The organism is Pseudoalteromonas sp. SR44-5 (assembly GCF_014163675.1).
Classification (GTDB): Bacteria; Pseudomonadota; Gammaproteobacteria; order Enterobacterales; family Alteromonadaceae; genus Pseudoalteromonas; species Pseudoalteromonas rhizosphaerae.
In genome coordinates, this window is record NZ_JACJDT010000002.1 from 193,529 (window position 1) to 211,653 (window position 18,125).

General features: G+C 41.2%; 12 protein-coding genes. 11 read left to right on the top strand and 1 reads right to left on the bottom strand.

Annotation, left to right across the window (positions count from 1 at the left end):
* Positions 1 to 56: 56 nt before the first annotated feature.
* The 8 genes from prmA to H5154_RS02010 all read left to right on the top strand — a co-directional run bounded on the left by prmA (position 57) and on the right by H5154_RS02010 (position 10,014).
* Positions 57 to 938, top strand: a complete 882-nt coding sequence (gene prmA / locus H5154_RS01975; protein WP_149983109.1) for a 50S ribosomal protein L11 methyltransferase — start codon at positions 57 to 59, stop codon at positions 936 to 938.
* A 281-nt stretch (positions 939 to 1,219) separates the two neighbouring features.
* Positions 1,220 to 2,191: a tRNA dihydrouridine synthase DusB gene (dusB, locus tag H5154_RS01980; protein WP_179959235.1), complete on the top strand. Its 972-nt coding sequence runs from the start codon at positions 1,220 to 1,222 to the stop codon at positions 2,189 to 2,191.
* Positions 2,192 to 2,211: 20 nt separating this feature from the next.
* A complete protein-coding gene (gene fis / locus H5154_RS01985) occupies positions 2,212 to 2,502 on the top strand; it encodes a DNA-binding transcriptional regulator Fis (protein ID WP_002957804.1) in 291 nt (96 codons plus the stop codon).
* Between the two features lie 211 nt (positions 2,503 to 2,713).
* The gene (purH, locus tag H5154_RS01990; RefSeq protein WP_182717208.1) at positions 2,714 to 4,300 is read left to right on the top strand and encodes a bifunctional phosphoribosylaminoimidazolecarboxamide formyltransferase/IMP cyclohydrolase; all 1,587 of its coding nucleotides are present in this window, start codon (positions 2,714 to 2,716) and stop codon (positions 4,298 to 4,300) included.
* Positions 4,301 to 4,408: 108 nt separating this feature from the next.
* Positions 4,409 to 5,227, top strand: coding sequence for a class I SAM-dependent methyltransferase (locus tag H5154_RS01995; protein ID WP_182717209.1), 819 nt, complete (start codon positions 4,409 to 4,411; stop codon positions 5,225 to 5,227).
* Between the two features lie 14 nt (positions 5,228 to 5,241).
* A complete protein-coding gene (purD, locus tag H5154_RS02000; RefSeq protein ID WP_182717210.1) occupies positions 5,242 to 6,525 on the top strand; it encodes a phosphoribosylamine--glycine ligase in 1,284 nt (427 codons plus the stop codon).
* 92 nt (positions 6,526 to 6,617) lie between these two features.
* A complete protein-coding gene (locus tag H5154_RS02005; RefSeq protein WP_182717211.1) occupies positions 6,618 to 9,137 on the top strand; it encodes an EAL domain-containing protein in 2,520 nt (839 codons plus the stop codon).
* Positions 9,138 to 9,204: 67 nt separating this feature from the next.
* Complete coding sequence (locus H5154_RS02010; RefSeq protein WP_149983115.1) at positions 9,205 to 10,014, top strand: DUF2797 domain-containing protein; 810 nt, start codon at positions 9,205 to 9,207, stop codon at positions 10,012 to 10,014.
* Here H5154_RS02010 and H5154_RS02015 read toward each other — a convergent pair.
* Positions 9,993 to 12,509 (bottom strand): EAL domain-containing protein, encoded by a 2,517-nt coding sequence (locus H5154_RS02015; protein ID WP_182717212.1) that lies wholly within the window; start codon positions 12,507 to 12,509, stop codon positions 9,993 to 9,995. The genes H5154_RS02010 and H5154_RS02015 overlap by 22 nt on opposite strands.
* Before the next feature lie 79 nt (positions 12,510 to 12,588).
* On the opposite strand from H5154_RS02015, the gene H5154_RS02020 reads away from it, so the two are divergent.
* The 3 genes from H5154_RS02020 to H5154_RS02030 all read left to right on the top strand — a co-directional run bounded on the left by H5154_RS02020 (position 12,589) and on the right by H5154_RS02030 (position 18,093).
* A complete protein-coding gene (locus H5154_RS02020; protein WP_182717213.1) occupies positions 12,589 to 12,885 on the top strand; it encodes a DUF4144 family protein in 297 nt (98 codons plus the stop codon).
* 254 nt (positions 12,886 to 13,139) lie between these two features.
* Entirely contained in the window at positions 13,140 to 14,117 is a 978-nt protein-coding gene (hemB, locus tag H5154_RS02025) for a porphobilinogen synthase (protein WP_182717214.1), read from the top strand.
* 256 nt (positions 14,118 to 14,373) lie between these two features.
* Positions 14,374 to 18,093 carry a DUF4132 domain-containing protein gene (locus H5154_RS02030; RefSeq protein ID WP_182717215.1) on the top strand — a complete coding sequence of 1,240 codons (3,720 nt, stop codon included), beginning with the start codon at positions 14,374 to 14,376 and terminating at the stop codon, positions 18,091 to 18,093.
* Positions 18,094 to 18,125 lie beyond the last annotated feature (32 nt).

Sequence of the window (18,125 nt, forward strand, 5' to 3'; positions counted from 1 at the left end):
GATTTAAATTTAAAAGGCCGCTGTAGCGGCCTTTTTTCTATTTACAGGAAATAATTATGGCTTGGATCCAAATCCGTATCAATGCTAATGCTGCAACCGCAGATGCAGTAAGTGATCTATTAATGGAGGCAGGTAGTGCGTCTGTTACCTTTATTGATGCTAAAGACACCCCTATTTACGAACCAAAAATCGGCACTGTGGTGTTTTGGGCTGACACGACTGTAATTGGTTTATTCGAAGCTAACCACGATATGAATGCGGTGATAGCTCTATTACAGCGCCATGATGAGTTAAAAGACACCTTAGTGTACAAAATAGAGCAACTTGAAGACAAAGACTGGGAACGTGAATGGATGGATAACTTCCACCCAATTCAGTTTGGTGAAAAACTATGGATCTGCCCAAGCTGGCGTGATATTCCCGATCCTGATGCCGTCAATGTACTGCTTGACCCTGGCCTTGCTTTTGGCACTGGCACTCATGCTACCACCGCTTTGTGCTTAAAATGGCTTGAAAGCCAAGATTTGACCGGTAAAACTGTGGTCGACTTTGGTTGTGGCTCTGGAATTCTAGGTATCGCAGCTATCAAACTTGGCGCTGAGCGCATGATCGGCATCGATATAGACCCTCAAGCCCTTGAAGCAAGCTTAGATAACGCACAGCGTAACGGCGTTGCCGATAAACTCGAAGTATACCTGCCAGAAAATCAGCCTGAGTTTAGCGCCGATATCGTGGTGGCCAATATTTTAGCTGCGCCACTGCGTGAATTACACAGTGTGATATTAGGCTTGTTAAAACCAGGTGGTAAAATTGCCATGTCGGGAATTTTAGAAGAACAAGCGCAGTCGGTAGCAGATGTTTATGCCCCTTTTTTAGCGCTTGATGATATCGCTGTTGAAGGTGAATGGACACGAGTAAGTGGCATAAAAAAAGCTTAACTTACTGGGATCGGCAATTTAGAGTATTAACGTAAAACCTTCAGGTAAAGCCTGTAATTAACAGGCTTTACCTATTATTTACACGCCAAAAAACAGAATGATTTCTTACCACAAATTACTTCTGTATAAAATTCACACAAATAAAGCCATTCGTCAAACTGTTATCAAATGTCAATACGCAAAAGTCAAAAAAAAGTCACTTTTGTTCAATTTATAGCCTTTGATTTTTGCAAAAAAAACCGTAAACTTAGCGCCCCTTGAAAAGAGGCCTATTGAATACAGTGCGTATCGGAACATACCAATTAGAGAACAATGTAATTGTAGCGCCAATGGCGGGAATTACTGATAGACCATTTAGACAACTTTGTCGCCGCTTAGGTGCGGGGCTTGCCGTGTCTGAAATGCTCTCGTCGAATCCTTTGGTATGGAAAACCGAGAAATCGATGAACCGTATGGATCATAGTGGTGAATCGGGAATACGTGCGGTGCAAATCGCAGGAGCTGATCCCGAGCTTATGGCTCAGGCTGCACAATTCAATGTAACTAATGGTGCACAGATCATAGATATAAATATGGGGTGCCCAGCAAAGAAAGTGAACAAGAAACTCGCAGGCTCAGCCCTATTACAGTTTCCTGATTTAGTGGAAGAGATTATTGATGCAGTGGTTAGCGCTGTTGATGTACCTGTAACACTAAAAATCCGTACAGGATGGGATCAGGACAACCGTAACGGTGTCGAGATTGCGAGAATAGCTGAACGTTATGGCATAGCTTCATTGGCCGTACATGGGCGTACACGCGCATGTATGTACAAAGGTGAAGCTGAATACGCCACTATTAGGGATATTAAACGTTCAGTGTCGATACCTGTCGTTGCAAATGGAGATATAACGTCTCCTGAAAAAGCAAAACAGGTTTTGGACTATACGGGTGCAGATGCCATTATGATTGGTCGAGCCGCCCAAGGTCGCCCTTGGATATTTAGGGAGATAGACCACTATTTGCGAACCGGTGAACATTTACCTGTGCCTCCAATTGAGGAAGTACGTGGTATTTTGATGGAACACTTAGTGAACCTTCATGCGTTTTACGGCGAACCAATGGGAGCGCGCATCGCTCGCAAACATGTATCTTGGTATTTGCAAACCCATGACAGTGACGGTCAGTTTAGGCGAGTATTTAATGCTCTCGATAATCCACAGGCACAAATCGAGACATTAGAGCAATACTTTAAAACACTAGCAGCTAACTAAGAAAGAAAGAGATATAAACAATGTTCGAACAAAACGTGACTTCTCCATTTATCACTAACCCTCATGTTCAGTCACACGAGAAACCGCAGCCATTACGCGATGCAGTGAAGAAAGCTGTTCATCACTATTTAAAACAGCTTAACGGTCAAGATGTGCAAGACGTTTACGACCTTGTTCTTTCAGAGCTAGAAGCACCATTACTTGAAGAAGTAATGACTTACACACGTGGCAACCAAACACGTGCGGCAATCTTACTAGGTATCAACCGCGGTACTTTACGTAAGAAACTAAAGAAATACGGCATGAACTAATACCGTGTTGTGATTTATCACAACATTCGTTTGAAAAAGCACCTTCGGGTGCTTTTTTTATATCTTTAAAAATCCTCAAAAAAGCGTCTAATTGCAAAATCCTCACTCTGTATACCCAAATGACTTGTGTATAAATATCGTTTTTTAAGCGATATTCAGTTAAAATAGCGCCTTTCTAAGCTAGCTCAAACACTGAGGTAATCAAACTACAATGGATACACATCGTCCAATTCGTCGCGCACTACTAAGTGTGTCAGATAAAACCGGTATTGTTGAATTTGCTCGCGCTCTTGAATCACAAGGCGTAGACATCTTATCAACTGGCGGTACTTGTAAATTACTTGCTGATAACGGCATTAAAGTCACTGAAGTATCTGACCACACAGGTCACCCTGAGATCATGGATGGTCGCGTAAAAACTCTTCACCCAAAAATTCATGGCGGCATTTTAGCGCGTCGTGGTCAAGATGAAGATGTAATGGACGCTCATAACATCTCAGCTATCGATATCGTTGTAGTTAACTTATACCCCTTTGCGAATACAGTCGCTCAAGAAAACTGCAGCCTTGAAGATGCCATTGAGAACATTGATATCGGCGGCCCAACGATGGTGCGTGCTGCGGCCAAAAACCACAAAGACGTGACTATTGTAGTAAACGCCAAAGATTACGACCGCGTGATCAGCGAAATGCAAAGCAACAATGGTTCAACTACATACAAAACACGTTTTGATCTTGCCATTGCAGCTTACGAGCACACCGCGCAGTACGATGGCATGATTGCTAACTACTTCGGTAAGATGGTTGCTGATTACACTGATGAAGCAGCTGAGGAAACTAAATTCCCACGCACTATCAATATGCAGTTTACTAAAAAACAAGACATGCGCTACGGTGAAAATTCACACCAAGATGCAGCTTTTTATGTTGAAAACGACGTTCAAGAAGCGTCTGTTGCAACTGCCATACAACTGCAAGGTAAAGCACTTTCTTTCAATAATATTGCTGATACAGATGCAGCTCTTGAATGTGTGAAAGAATTTGATGTACCAGCCTGTGTTATTGTTAAACATGCTAACCCTTGTGGCGTTTCAATCGGTGACAACATCCTTGAAGCCTATGATCGCGCATTCAAAACCGATCCTACGTCAGCATTTGGTGGCATCATCGCCTTTAACCAAGAGCTTGATGCTGATACCGCTGAAGCGATTGTGTCTCGTCAATTCGTTGAAGTGATCATTGCGCCTAAAGTATCAGAAGCTGCGGCACAAATTATTTCGGCTAAGCAAAATGTACGCTTACTAGAGTGTGGCCAATGGTCAGGCAAAGCGACAGGTCATGACATCAAACGCGTTAATGGCGGTGTACTCATCCAAGACCGTGATTTAGGTATGGTAACGCAAGGCGACTTAACGGTTGTGTCTAAGCGCCAGCCTACTGAGCAAGAACTTAAAGACTTATTATTCTGCTGGAAAGTGGCTAAATTTGTTAAATCAAACGCCATTGTTTATGCCCGTGACGGTATGACCATTGGTGTAGGCGCAGGCCAAATGAGCCGCGTTTACTCAGCTAAAATTGCCGGAATTAAAGCCGCTGATGAAAACCTTGAAGTTAAAGGTTCAGTAATGGCATCTGATGCGTTCTTCCCATTCCGTGATGGTATTGATGCAGCTGCAGAGGCTGGTATTACTGCGGTAATCCAACCAGGTGGTTCAATGCGCGATGAAGAAGTTATCGCTGCCGCTGACGAAGCTGGTATGGCAATGGTGTTTACTGGCATGCGTCACTTCCGCCATTAATCACAAAAAGAGCTAACTGCATCAGTTAGCTCTTTTTGTTTGCTACAAATTCACGTATTCTGCTTATTCTATAACCTATTCTAAAAATATAATGTGAAGGAACAGACGATGAAATTTGCACTAAAATCTCTACTTGTTGCCACCCTTGCGATGACATCAACTATGGCTATTAGCCATGAGCATGGCCATGATTCAGCATTAAATAATGCAGTTAAATCAAGCGAGCGCAGCAGTGATCGCGATCAATACCGCCACCCTGTCGAAACATTAGAGTTTTTTGGTTTTAAACCAACTATGACTGTTGTTGAGATTGCGCCTGGCGGCGGCTGGTACAGTGAAATTTTAGCGCCAGCACTGAAAGAGCAAGGCACTTATTATGCCGCGCATTTCCCTGCTGACTCATCGGTGGGTTATTACCAACGAGCTCTAGCTGGCTTTAAAAAGAAAATTGCTGAAGATGAGCGATTCAATAAAGTAAAGCTGACTGAATTCGCCCCTTCAACACATTTAGACATTGCCCCGGCGAGCAGCGCAGACATGGTGTTAACCTTCCGCAATGTACATAATTGGTATATGAGCAAAGATAAAGACGCCGCAGCTAATGCATTTAAGTCTTTTTACAAAGCACTTAAACCAGGTGGTACTTTAGGTGTGGTTGAGCATCGCCTACCTGAAGCGCAAGCTGATGAAATGCAAAAGTCATCAGGTTATATGAAGCAAAGCGTGGTAATCGAACTTGCTAAACAAGCAGGCTTTGAACTTGCAGCAAGCAGTGACATAAATGCAAACTCACTTGATACAGCCGATCACCCACAGGGTGTATGGACCCTTCCACCAAGCCTTAAACTTGGCGAGCAAGATGCCGCTAAATATAAAGCTATTGGTGAAAGCGACCGCATGACGCTGAAATTTAAAAAACCGCTTTAAATAGGATATTCGCCATGAATGTATTAGTCATTGGCAGCGGCGGCCGCGAACACGCACTTGCGTTCAAAGCCGCTCAAAATACAAAAGTAAACACTGTTTATGTTGCACCAGGTAATGCCGGTACAGCGCTTGAACCCAAGCTTGAGAATGTTGCCATTAACGTTGAAGATCTCGATGGCCTACTTAGCTTTGCACAAAGCAATAATGTTGAGCTAACCATTGTTGGACCTGAAGTACCATTAGTACTTGGCGTGGTAGATAAATTCCGTGAACACGGTTTAGCTATCTTTGGCCCAACAGCAGGCGCTGCGCAACTAGAAGGCTCTAAGTCATTCACTAAAGACTTTTTAGCCCGTCATGCTATCCCAACTGCGGATTATCAAACGTTTGAACAAATCGCCCCTGCGCTTGCTTATTTAAAAGAAAAAGGCGCGCCGATTGTAATCAAAGCTGATGGTCTTGCCGCAGGTAAAGGCGTCATTGTTGCCATGACTGAAGTTGAGGCTGAAGATGCTATTCGCGATATGCTAGCCGGTAACGCTTTTGGTGAAGCTGGCAGCCGCGTGGTAATCGAAGAGTTCTTAGAAGGTGAAGAAGCCTCATTTATCGTGATGGTTGATGGTAAAAACGTATTACCTTTTGCTACCAGCCAAGACCACAAACGCGCTTATAATGGCGATCAAGGTCCGAACACTGGCGGTATGGGGGCATACTCACCAGCGCCAGTGGTAACCGATGAAATTCATCAGCGCATTATGAACGAAGTGATCTACCCAACAGTAGAAGGTATGGCAAGCGAAGGCCATCCTTACACTGGCTTCCTCTATGCTGGTTTGATGATCGATGACTCTGGGACCCCTAAAGTAATCGAATACAATTGCCGTTTTGGTGATCCTGAAACACAACCTATGATGCTTCGTTTACAGTCTGACTTAGTTGAACTGATTGAAGCAGCTAATCGTGTTGAACTTGATAAAACGACGATTGAGTTTGACTCACGCGCAGCAGTGGGTGTGGTACTTGCAGCTAAAGGCTACCCTGATAACTACCCAAAAGGTGATGCAATCAGTGGCTTGAAAGTAACCTACCCAGAAGGCGAAAAAGTCTTCCATGCGGGTACTAAGCAAGACGGCGATAACGTAGTGACTGCCGGTGGCCGAGTATTATGTGCAACGGCGCTAGGTAACACAGTTACCGAAGCGCAGCAACGTGCCTACCAACTAGTTGATGAAATTAGCTGGCAAGGTATGGAATACCGTACAGATATTGCTTATCGCGCTATTGCTCGCGAAAAATAGGTCTAACCAGCAGCTATTAATAATAAGCGCAGTTTATCTGCGCTTTTTTAGTGCTACACTAAAACCGTGATGTATTACATATAAGTAGCACCTTGGAACAACAGCCATTTAAATACCATATTATTGCATTGTTTATTTTGAGCATACTATTGTTCATCGTATATACGTTTGCGAATCATTTAGCCACCCCTACTCGCTATACAATCAATAAAACAGCTGCGGTTTATTTAGCGCAAAGCTATCGCATAGATCCATCAAAATCATTAACACTTACAGCATTTTTAGACGAATCTAATTCACGTATTGCAGAGCCCTTTGACACCATTCCATGGGGGCTAAAATCTCAAAACTATTGGCTGCTGATGAAGTTAGACAATAGGACAGCAGTATCAAAAGAGCTTTACGCCCACTTTGATAATCCGATGATTGATTATTTGACTGTTTATCAACTCGATAACCAAGGCCAGTTAATTAACACCTTTAATTTAGGCGATCGGCAAACAGGATTAAGCTTATTTGAATACAGTGTACCGCATATAGAATTTACTGTTGCCGCACAAAACCAGAGTTTTTTGGTCATAAAAATAGACACTACAGGGATCAGTAAAACCCCAATTAACTTATATGGCGAGGCTGAATTTAAAGATTTACTCCGTGCACAAACCGCTATCTGGGGCATTTTTGTTGGCGTACTAATCATGGCGGCTTTATATAATTTAGTACTGTATTTTGGTATTCGTGATCGGGTTTATCTTATTTATATTGGCTACATACTGTCAGCGTTGATCCTAATGGGCTCGGTATTAGGCTTTGGTTTTTACTTATGGCCAGTATCCTTACAACAGCTTTTTAACCTCCATATAGTGGTAAGTAATTACGCCATCGCATTTTTTACGCTGTCATTTTGTACTATGTTTTTACGTTATCATAAAGATAAATGCTGGCGCTATAAACTAAGCCTAATACTATTGGGCTTAATGTTCGTTTTAGGGTTCGCCAGCTTTTTCATTGTTGAATATATTTCTTCGCAAATATTTTTTGCTGTGTTGGTATTACTCTATATTGTTTGTATTATTTTAATTTACAACAAACTACTTAGCGGCTTTCGTTGGGCTAAGTTTTATATGATCTCGTGGATCCCACTGATCATTGGCGCTGCAATCCAACCTTTAGAACTAACAGGCGTATTAGAATATAGCTTCACCACCCGCCATGCTTTTTTGGTTGCGATTCTTTGTGAAGTCATCTTAATGGCTATGGCGCTTGCCGATAGAGTGCGCTATCAACGAGAAAAGGCGTTGTACCACGCCACTCATACAGAACAAACCAAGTTATTAAACAGTGCTATGCTAAAACAAGCCTATATGACTTTACAGCTCAATCAGCGCACAGCAAGCTTATGCTTAATTAGAATTACTGATTTTAATTCTCTCAGTCATATTTTAAATCAAACTCAAAGCTGTCAGCTCGTTGTTGCTATAGCTAAATCTCTTGAGCTGCAACTGAGTAAAGAGCGCGAGTTTATCAATTTAGATAACAATTTAGATACCTATCCGCGGATTGCCGATTTGAGCAACGGTGTGCTAGCATTCATTTCAATTAAAACTCAAAGTGCGCAATCACTGCATGATAAATTAACCAAAATCCGCAAAAGCTTACCGAAGCATCATCCAGTGCAAGGGTTTGATTTACAGTTAAACTACGCAATGGGTTATTGTATCCTAGATGGTGAAAGTGGCTTTGATACATGGTTGCAAAATGGCTATTTTTCATTAACCGAAGCGCCACAAACAAGCTATCCAAATAATCACTCAAAAGTAATGCCTGTCACTATGAACATTAGCTTAGCGGCTGCATTTCAAAATGCCTTAAAAACTAACCAGTTAACTATTTATCATCAGCCACAAATAGATTTACGCAGCGGCCAAACGATTGGCAGTGAAGCCTTATTGCGCTGGCCTAATGCTCCTTATGAACAAATCAATATTGAAGCTTTAATTCTATTAGCTGAACGTACTGGTCTTATCAATGAACTTACATTATGGGTGCTCGATCAGGCTTGCCAAGATATCGCTAAGTTTAATCACGCAGGTTTTTTTAAGCATAAAGTAAGCGTTAATTTAAGTGCTAAAAACTTAATGATCCATAATTTAATTGAGAAAATTGAAAACACTTTACTCAAACATAACGTTCCTGCTAAACAACTTAAATTTGAACTTACTGAGTCAGCTTTAATTGCAAACCAACAGCAAATGATTAGCTTAGTTGAACAATTAACCCGCCTTGGTATTGAAGTGATTTTAGATGATTTTGGCACTGGCTATTCGTCACTAAATTGTTTTGTTAGCTACAACTTTTCAACCTTAAAAGTAGATAAATCATTTATTATAGGTCTCCCTACTCACAGTGCTAATCGAGTAATTGTTAAGGCTGCGATAGAAATGGCGCATAGTTTGGGTTTAAAAGTTACCGTCGAGGGAGTTGAAGATGTCACAACACAACAACTTTTAAAGGCCATGGGGGCAGACTACGGGCAAGGCTACTATTACTCCAAAGCCATCGCTGTGGATGACTATTTGCTGTGGTTAGCTGAAAATAAACAAGCTAATTAAGTAAAATTGCCACATGTTTAAGGATTACTGATAGAATCCTCTTTTTCACATCTTTAGGGGCGTAAAGATGCAAGGCACTATCAAAAAATTAAAATCATCGCTAACACAACCGATTCAGTATCATTTGCCTGTGGGTGATGAGTTGGTCGATCTTAATGCCTATATTGGCAAGCAACTTACACTGACTTTTAATGGCGCTATTGTATGTTCTAGCTGCGGTAAAAAAACCAAAAAAAGTTACTCGCAAGGTCATTGTTTTGTATGTATGCGTAAGCTTGCTAGCTGCGATATGTGCATTATGAAACCTGAAACATGTCACTTTGACCAAGGTACTTGTCGTGAGCCACAGTGGGGCGAAGAAAACTGTATGATCCCACATTATGTCTATCTTGCGAACACGTCAGGGCTGAAAGTGGGGATCACCCGTCATACACAAATTCCAACCCGCTGGATTGACCAAGGTGCAACGCAAGCACTGCCAATATTCAAAGTACAAACGCGCTTACAATCAGGATTAGTTGAAGTTGCCTTAGCACAATTTATTGCCGATAAAACCAATTGGCGTAATATGCTCAAAGGACAAAGCGATGTCCTTGATTTAAAAGCTGCTGCGGCAGAACTTATTCCACAAATTGCCGATAAACTAAATGAACTTGCAGAGCTCTTTGGTGCTACAGCGATAGAACAACTTGATGAAGAAGTGGTTGAATTAGAGTTTCCAGTTACTACCTACCCAACCAAAATCAGTTCATTTAATTTTGATAAAGAACCGGTCGTCAGTGGTATTTTAAACGGTATTAAAGGCCAGTACTTGATCTTTGATACTGGCGTTATCAACATTCGTAAATTTACTTCTTACGATATCACCGTAGGTTGATTTTGCAGCTGATAAAATTCAAACCATTGCCGCTGCGTTAACGGGCGGCAATAGTAATAGCCTTGGATCACATCGCAGCCTAAATCCAATAAGTAACTATACTGGGCAAGCTTTTCAACCCCTTCAGCGATAACTTGTAAATTAAGACTATTCGCCATTGCCACTATCGCGGCAACAATCTCACTATTACCGTATTCATCGGGTACTTTAGCAATAAAGCTGGCATCTATCTTTAATGTATCTATGGGTAATTTTGTAAGGTAACTCAGTGCCGAATAGCCGGTACCAAAGTCATCTAGCGCAATCTGTATGCCCATTTTTTTAAGTTGCCACAACTCTCTTTTCGCCTGACTAAACGAGCTAATAAAACTACTTTCAGTTAACTCTATTTCAAGACAATTTCCCGATAAATTATAGCGCTGGAGCATTTTTTCAACGTTACTTGATAAACTTCCCTGACTAAGATGGCAAGCTGAGATATTAATTGCCAACCGACCAGCCGTTATTCCTTGTTGTTGCCATAATGCCAATTGCATGCCTGCATTATTGAGCACCCAGAGATCCAGCTTTACAATTAGACCGAGTTCTTCCGCCAATGGAATAAACTGTGCAGGCGATATTATGCCAAGCGCGGGATCTTGCCAACGTAAGAGTGCTTCAACACCTTTGATAGCTTTACTTCTTAAACACTGTTTAGGCTGAAAATATAGTTCAAATTCATCATTTTCGAGCGCATATTGAAACCGGCTCATCATCGCCAAGCGCTCTAAAGAGCGTGCATTCATCGATGCTTTAAATAACTGAAATGAGTTTCTACCCACTTCTTTAGAGCGATACATGGCAATATCAGCATGTTTTAGTAAAGTTTCACTATCGAGACCATCATCAGGATAGACCGCTGCACCGATTGATGCTGTCGCGCCTACCTCAAGCCCTTCGAGCTGAAAAGGAGTGTTTAAGTTATTTAAAATTTGATCGGCTAAACTAATCACAGCGCTAATGTCTTCAATCTCGCACAGCACCACAAATTCGTCGCCACCTAAACGTGCTAAAGTATCACCTTCACATAATACGTTTTGCAGCCGTATTGCCACCATTTTTAATAACTCATCCCCAGCGCTATGCCCTAAGCTATCATTGATTTCCTTAAACCGATCTAGGTCAATAAACATCACTGCTAACATGTCATTATTACGATGTGCAGCAGCTAATGCCATAGTTAACCTGTCATTAAATAAGCGCCTATTAGGCAAGCCAGTTAGCTCATCAAAATAAGCTAACTGAACGATTTTCTCTTCTGCAGTTTTACGTTCAGTGATATCGCTAAAAATCGCCGCATACACTAGCTCATCATCATTTGGCTCGCGGATAGCAATAATAGTTAGCCATTCAACATACAAATCACCATTTTTTTTACGATTGCATATTTCCCCTTGCCACACACCAGTTTGGGTAATGGATTGCCACATTTTTACGTAGAAATTTTTACCGTGCTTTCCGGAGCTTAGAATTCTAGGGTGTTTGCCGACCACTTCATATTCTTGATAGCCAGTAAGGGCGGTAAAAGCAGGATTAACTTGCATGATCACACCATCTTGTTGGGTGATCATAATGCCATCAAGTGACGCATCAATTATTTTATTCGCGAGATACAAATTACGCTGTGAATGCTGAAGATCCATATCACGTTGTTCAAGTACTTTTTCAAGATCACTGCAATAAGCGCTTTCTATTTCATTAACAAGATGCTCAATGGCGAGCACCCCTTTAATCTCCAAATCGTCACTGACCACTAAATGGCGTACATTGTTAGTAGACATTAACCGATATGCATCGAATAAACTGCTTTTTGAGCTTACCCGATACAAGGGCCGACTTGCAAAACTCCAACATGACGCATTACTATCGGGTTCGACGATCAAATGCAGTAAATCTCGCTGGGTGATAATGCCATGTTCGTCTTGCTGCTGGTTATACACTAAAATAACTTGGGCGGTTCGCTCGCGCATCATTTCAACGCCTTCACTGAGCGTCAAATAACTAGGTACCACTAACACATCTTTATGATATTGCTCTTTGATTGGTCTAAATTGTAAATAGTGATCAAGCCCTTGATTACGTACAATATCACTAATACTAATAACGCCGCATGGTAGCTCATCATCATCCACAACTAATAAATGACGAACACTGTGTTGATAAAAAATAAGCGCGGCATCACACAGTAATTGCTGACAGGAGATTTTCAATACCGGGCTACTCATTACGCTTTGAATTTCAATATGTTTAAGGTTGCTGTCAGTAAAATCTAGTTTAATGCAATCTGCTTCAGTCCAAATACCAACGATTTCTTGCCGTTTTTTTATAAAAATTGCACTTATATTATGAACCTGCATCAACCGTACAGCATCAACTAAAGAGGTATCGGTGGAACAACATACTAATTTCCTTGAAAAGATATCTGATACCTGTTGAGGGTGGCGAGTTTGTTTCATAATATTCGTCCTTAGTATAATACGAACTATAATTATATTATTATATTGCTCGCGCTATTTGATACAGGACAATAAATACATGCATACTTACTTCCCTTACTTGATATGTAGTGACAACGAGCTAGAAATTATTAATGAACAACGGGATTTAAATGACTATCTACACAGTTTAACCGCTGAACAACAGCAACACTGTGTGATATTGAATAAACAAGGCGAATATTTTGATTTAGCATTTAACCTTGCAACACCGCTGACTAACATAGAGTTAGCTCGCAGAGTAACGCAGCACTTAGCACAAGAAGGACACTGCTGCTTAACTAAAATAACCAGCCTAACAGCTTCCCAAGCATTTGATCTATTAGGAATAAAATAGCACGTTTAGTTGCATCAGCCGTTTTATCCATGAGTTTAGTCGCCTGTGGTGGCAGCGATAACAATAAAGAACAGCAAACCCCACCAGCGACTTCTACACCGGTAACCTAGTAATTACAGTTTATTTATTACAAATAAAGAAAAAGCTTACTATCATGAACACGCCTTTAATATTGATTTAACGCATATCGTTTACAGTGATAAAAATGATATTATAAACATCTCGTTATACTCAGCTCAGTAAGGCATATAGCAATGAGTACACCTAATTTATCAAGACGCATGCGCAGGCTTCGCCACAGTGACGCAATGCGACAGTTAGTACGCGAATTTGATTTTAATATTGGCGATCTTATCCATCCTATTTTTATCGAAGAGTCGTTAACTGAAAGTCTAGAAATATCCACTATGCCTGGTATACAGCGCATTCCTGAACATGCATTAGCCCAAGAAATTACTGAACTGCATAGATTAGGAATTCAGTATGTTATGCCTTTTGGCATATCGCATCATAAAGACAGTGTTGGCAGTGATACATGGCACGATGATGGTTTACTGGCACGTATGATTAAAACAATCAAACAAACATGCCCCGAGATGATGGTAATACCCGACATTTGTTTTTGTGAATATACAGATCATGGACACTGTGGCGTTGTTGAAGATAATCAAGTTTGTAACGACGAAACTGTTGCTAATCTTGTAAAGCAGAGTGTGTGCGCAGCAAAAGCAGGTGCCGATATGCTAGCCCCATCTGCGATGATGGATGGTCAAGTTAAAGCTATTCGAGAAGGCCTTGATAATGCAGGGTTTGAACATGTTGCCATTTTAGCTCACGCCATTAAATTTGCTTCATCTTTCTATGGTCCATTTAGAGCTGCTGTTGATTGTGAATTAAGCGGTGATCGCAAAGGCTATCAAATGGATTACGCAAATATTCGTCAAGCGCTTCAAGAAGCCCTTCTTGATGAACAAGAAGGCGCTGATATTCTAATGGTGAAACCAGGCACGCCCTATCTTGATGTCCTTAGCAGCTTGAGAGAGAAAACAAACTTACCTTTAGCTGCCTACCAAGTTGGTGGTGAGTATGCCGCTATTAAATTTGCAGCTTTAGCAGGTGCCCTTGATGAAAAAAAAGTGGTATTTGAAACACTGACCGGCTTCAAACGTGCAGGCGCTGATTTAATAGTGAGTTATTATACAAAACAAGTTGCACAGTGGTTAAAAGAATAACCGTTGTCACTTTTTGGGCATGTAACATTTTAGAACACGCTAACCCTATATTGGCTTAGTTTAAACCTACGTAAATATCTTAACGTGTTACATGCGCAAAAATTAAAAAACAAAACTTGATCTCGTAAATCATAATTTGTCTTGTTTTATAGAGTGGGGATAAGTAATGTTTGCTGTGTTTTTACAAATATTGCTCATAGATAACCGATAAAAAGAGTCAATAATCACCACAACTTTGAATAATCAAGGAAGTACTATGTTCAAAAAATTTACTAGTAAGCTTTTCGGTGAAGATAAACAAATAACCATCAAAGATTTATTAATAGTTGCTTGCCAAGGCTATAACCATACGCAAACAGGCTTAGCCGCTAAGGTTGCTCATTACTTAGTAACAGGAGAAGGAGCTGATTGTCTTAACATATTAAATCAACTACCTAATTCGCGCCATTCGCAACTGCCAGGCCACTACTCGGTAAATAATAATGGCGAGTATGATAGACGCTCTTTAGTAGCCATGCAGCATGTTTTAAAGTCAGCTACAGGCCATCAAAACGACTTTTTACATCGTTTAGGTTTAGTAACAGAGGCGATTGCAAAGCATCACTATTTAAATCATATGGAGTCTAAACTAACAGGCTGGTTTGCCTTCTTACTGTTTTATTTTAACCAACACACTGATTTTGAATATGACACCAAGGCAACTCAATTCCCTAGTCGTGATGAACTGCTTACGCTGCTAGAAACGTATGACCAACCGCTGTGGTATATTGATGCCTATATTCTTGAGCGCTCCTATGCACAAAGAGGCTTTATCTATCCAGATCATTTGCTAGCTAATAGTGATTGGATAACGATTTGTTCAACACCTGAAAAATGCCAACAACTACAAAAAATCGACGCCAGCGGTCGTAATACGCTTTGCCAGTTTCTACTTAAGCAGCCGGTAATTCCAACTTCGTTATTACCGTTTTTAGCACAGCTTAGCGCTGATAAGTCCAGTCAGGTGCGTCTGTCAGCTAACAGTGTGATCCGTAAAATCGATGATGCACAATGCCTTGAGTTTTTCTCTGAACATTATGAAAAGGCTAATGCAAGCACACGAACTCACTGGATAAGCAGTGTGGTTGAGTGTAGTAATGCATTAACATTACTTGAAACATGGCAAGCCAGTGAAAAAACAGCATCAGTACACACTAAACTTACACTCGCCATTGAGCAATATCAGTTAAAGCAGCAAAGCGACAACTTTGATTGGCAGTTGCCTGCATACACAAACGTGAACTTTCACGGTGATTTCCCAGCGCATTGGGTTGAAGACTGTATGCAAAGCTTAGAAAAGCTAATTGCGCGTTCTGAACGATATATAAAAAACAGCAAGCCCGAAGCACCCGGCAGCTACTGGGCAAAGGCGATAGAGCGTGAAAAAGAAGAGCTTGCGATATATAAAACGATCACTAAAGATGATGTTGTTCAAGCTTTAAACGCTCTAGAACAAGGTCAAAAGCTTGGTAATGACATCTTTTATGACATTATCGATGAAGCTAAATTACTCAAACAGCCAAACATTGCAATAGCACATTTTTTTCAACTGCAGAAAATTGGCAGATGGCACATTAATAATCTGTTAAATGCAGCCAATACGAGCAAATTACTGCAAGAGAATCTTAGCGATGCTCGCCAATTACTGCCATTACTACAAGAGTTTAACTTTAGCGTTTGTGACTTAACGAACATACTTGTAAGTTCCCATGGTGAAGAGTTGGGTACTCGCCCATTGGCGTTAGAATCAATTGATGTGTGGCCCTTATTCGCCGAGTACCCAGAAACAATAGATTACGCACTTGATGGCCTATACACAAAGCTCATCCAGCAAGGAGATGACACAAAGCCAACGATTATCGATCGCCTCGACTCCAAGGATAACTATGATAACTATATGGTTATCAACCAGACACTGGCTTTATTAGCTGATTTTCCTAAACTTCCTCCCCATTGGTTACAACGCATCTATCAATTAGCGTTTGATAGTCGAAAATCAGTGCGCTTCACGGCACAAGCGACCGCACAAAAGCATGGCATCGTTGTTGAGCGAGTCAGCAAAGAATTACTATCAAGCGGCAATGATACTCGTAGTATTGCAGCAAAATGGCTGCAAACACTGGCGCTCAGTGATGCCCAACCAGCACTACAACAAGCAATTAGAAAAGAAAAAGATACCGCAATTCGTGCGCAAATGTTAGATGCCTTGCAGCAATGTGGCGGTGATATTAGTGAATTTACCTCACCAACTGCATTGGCTGAAGAAGCAGCTGCAGGGCTTCAAAAAGCAGTGCCTAAAAATATGCTTTGGCTGCAACGAGATAGGCTACCTAGCTGTAAATTTGTTAATGGTGAAGCAGTCGACACTGATATTATTTATTGGTGGTGTGTGCTCGCCGTTAAACTAAAACAGCCCGAAGGTAGTAACTTGCTACATTTGTATTTATCACTGCTTGATGATAATAGCCAAGCACAACTCGCTCACTGTTTATTATCAGCATTTATCACCCAAGATACACTTTGCCCTACCGAGCAACAAGCGCATGAATACGCCCAAGCTCATAAGCAGCAAGAGTTTGATATGTATCAACGTTGGGCTCAAAGTGAATGGGGGAAACAGTACAAAACGCATACTTTGGAAGATGCATATAATGCGTGTTACAAACAGAAAAAGTCAGAGCTATTAGGTAGTGCTATTAAAGAAAAAGGTTTGCTCGCCTTAATTATTGGCGGTAAACCGAATGAGCTTTTAGCCCTACTACAACCCTACATGAAGCAGTATTATGTACGTCGTGCGCAGATTGAAGCAATATTGAGTGCTATCGCCAATATTAATGATCCGATAATTATTCAATTTATGCTGTCGTTATCGCGACGTTACCGCACCAAATCAATACAAGAGTTAGCACGTCAGTTAGTTGATAAAATTGCCCAGCGAAACGGCTGGACGACCGATGAACTAGGCGATCGTACTATTCAAACTGCAGGCTTTGAAAACACACAAGGGCCAACACCTTTTAATTTAGGTCAGCGTACGCTGCAACTCCAGCTAAGCGATGATCTTAAATTTCAACTACTCAACGAAGAAGGCAAGGTGCTTAAGTCACTGCCGCAAGCGCGTAAAGATGATGACGATGCAGCCATCAGCGAAACTAAAAAATGGTTTAGCAGCTGTAAAAAAGAGCTAAAACAGGTAATAACGCAACAAACTAGTCGTCTATATGAGTCTATGGTTACTGAGCGTCATTGGCCTGCAAGCGACTGGCAAGAATATTTACATCAGCATCCTATCATGTTTCGTTTATTGCAACGTACGCTTTGGCAAGTACAGCTTGATGATGGTTGGCACAGTTTTCGCCCCACAGAAGATGGCGCACTCATTGATACAGAAGATGATGAAATTGAATTACCAGCCCAGGCCAGTATCCGCTTGCTAAGTGGTAATCAACTCAATAGTGAAGCAAGCCAAGCTTGGCAGGCCCACTTAAAAGATTACAAAATTAAACCGCTGTTTGAGCAACTCAAGTCGCTTGAAGTAAATATAACTGCAGAACAGTTAGCATTGGATCATCATAAAGGCTTGATGACTGATACCTTCACACTACGCAGCTTATTGACCAAAAAAGACTACAAGCAAGGCGACCCTGAAGACGCAGGATTTTTTGATCATTACTATAAACTGTTTGATCAATTAGGACTTAGAGTTCAATTTGACTTCAGTGGTAACTGTGTCCCCGAAGAGAATGTTTCTGCAGCTATTTATAGCATCACAGTATGGCAATTTAATCCAAAAGCACGTGGCTGGAACCGCTATGATGCATTACCGCTTACTCAAGTCCCTGCTAATCTGCTTAACGCTATCGCCTTGGATTACGAAGAGGTGGCGAAAAAGTGTCATGCAGATCCACTGTGGCAGCAAAAGCTACCGTTTAATTAGCCGCTATAACAGTAAATGCTGGCCACATTAAC

Bases quoted from the DNA above. Each gene is read 5' to 3' on its own strand.
- prmA (WP_149983109.1), top strand. From the start codon at position 57: ATGGCTTGGATCCAAATCCGTATCAATGCTAATGCTGCAACCGCAGAT.
- fis (WP_002957804.1), top strand. From the start codon at position 2,212: ATGTTCGAACAAAACGTGACTTCTCCATTTATCACTAACCCTCATGTT.
- purH (WP_182717208.1), top strand. From the start codon at position 2,714: ATGGATACACATCGTCCAATTCGTCGCGCACTACTAAGTGTGTCAGAT.
- H5154_RS01995 (WP_182717209.1), top strand. From the start codon at position 4,409: ATGAAATTTGCACTAAAATCTCTACTTGTTGCCACCCTTGCGATGACA.
- purD (WP_182717210.1), top strand. From the start codon at position 5,242: ATGAATGTATTAGTCATTGGCAGCGGCGGCCGCGAACACGCACTTGCG.
- H5154_RS02010 (WP_149983115.1), top strand. From the start codon at position 9,205: ATGCAAGGCACTATCAAAAAATTAAAATCATCGCTAACACAACCGATT.
- H5154_RS02015 (WP_182717212.1), bottom strand. From the start codon at position 12,509: ATGAAACAAACTCGCCACCCTCAACAGGTATCAGATATCTTTTCAAGG.
- H5154_RS02020 (WP_182717213.1), top strand. From the start codon at position 12,589: ATGCATACTTACTTCCCTTACTTGATATGTAGTGACAACGAGCTAGAA.
- hemB (WP_182717214.1), top strand. From the start codon at position 13,140: ATGAGTACACCTAATTTATCAAGACGCATGCGCAGGCTTCGCCACAGT.
- H5154_RS02030 (WP_182717215.1), top strand. From the start codon at position 14,374: ATGTTCAAAAAATTTACTAGTAAGCTTTTCGGTGAAGATAAACAAATA.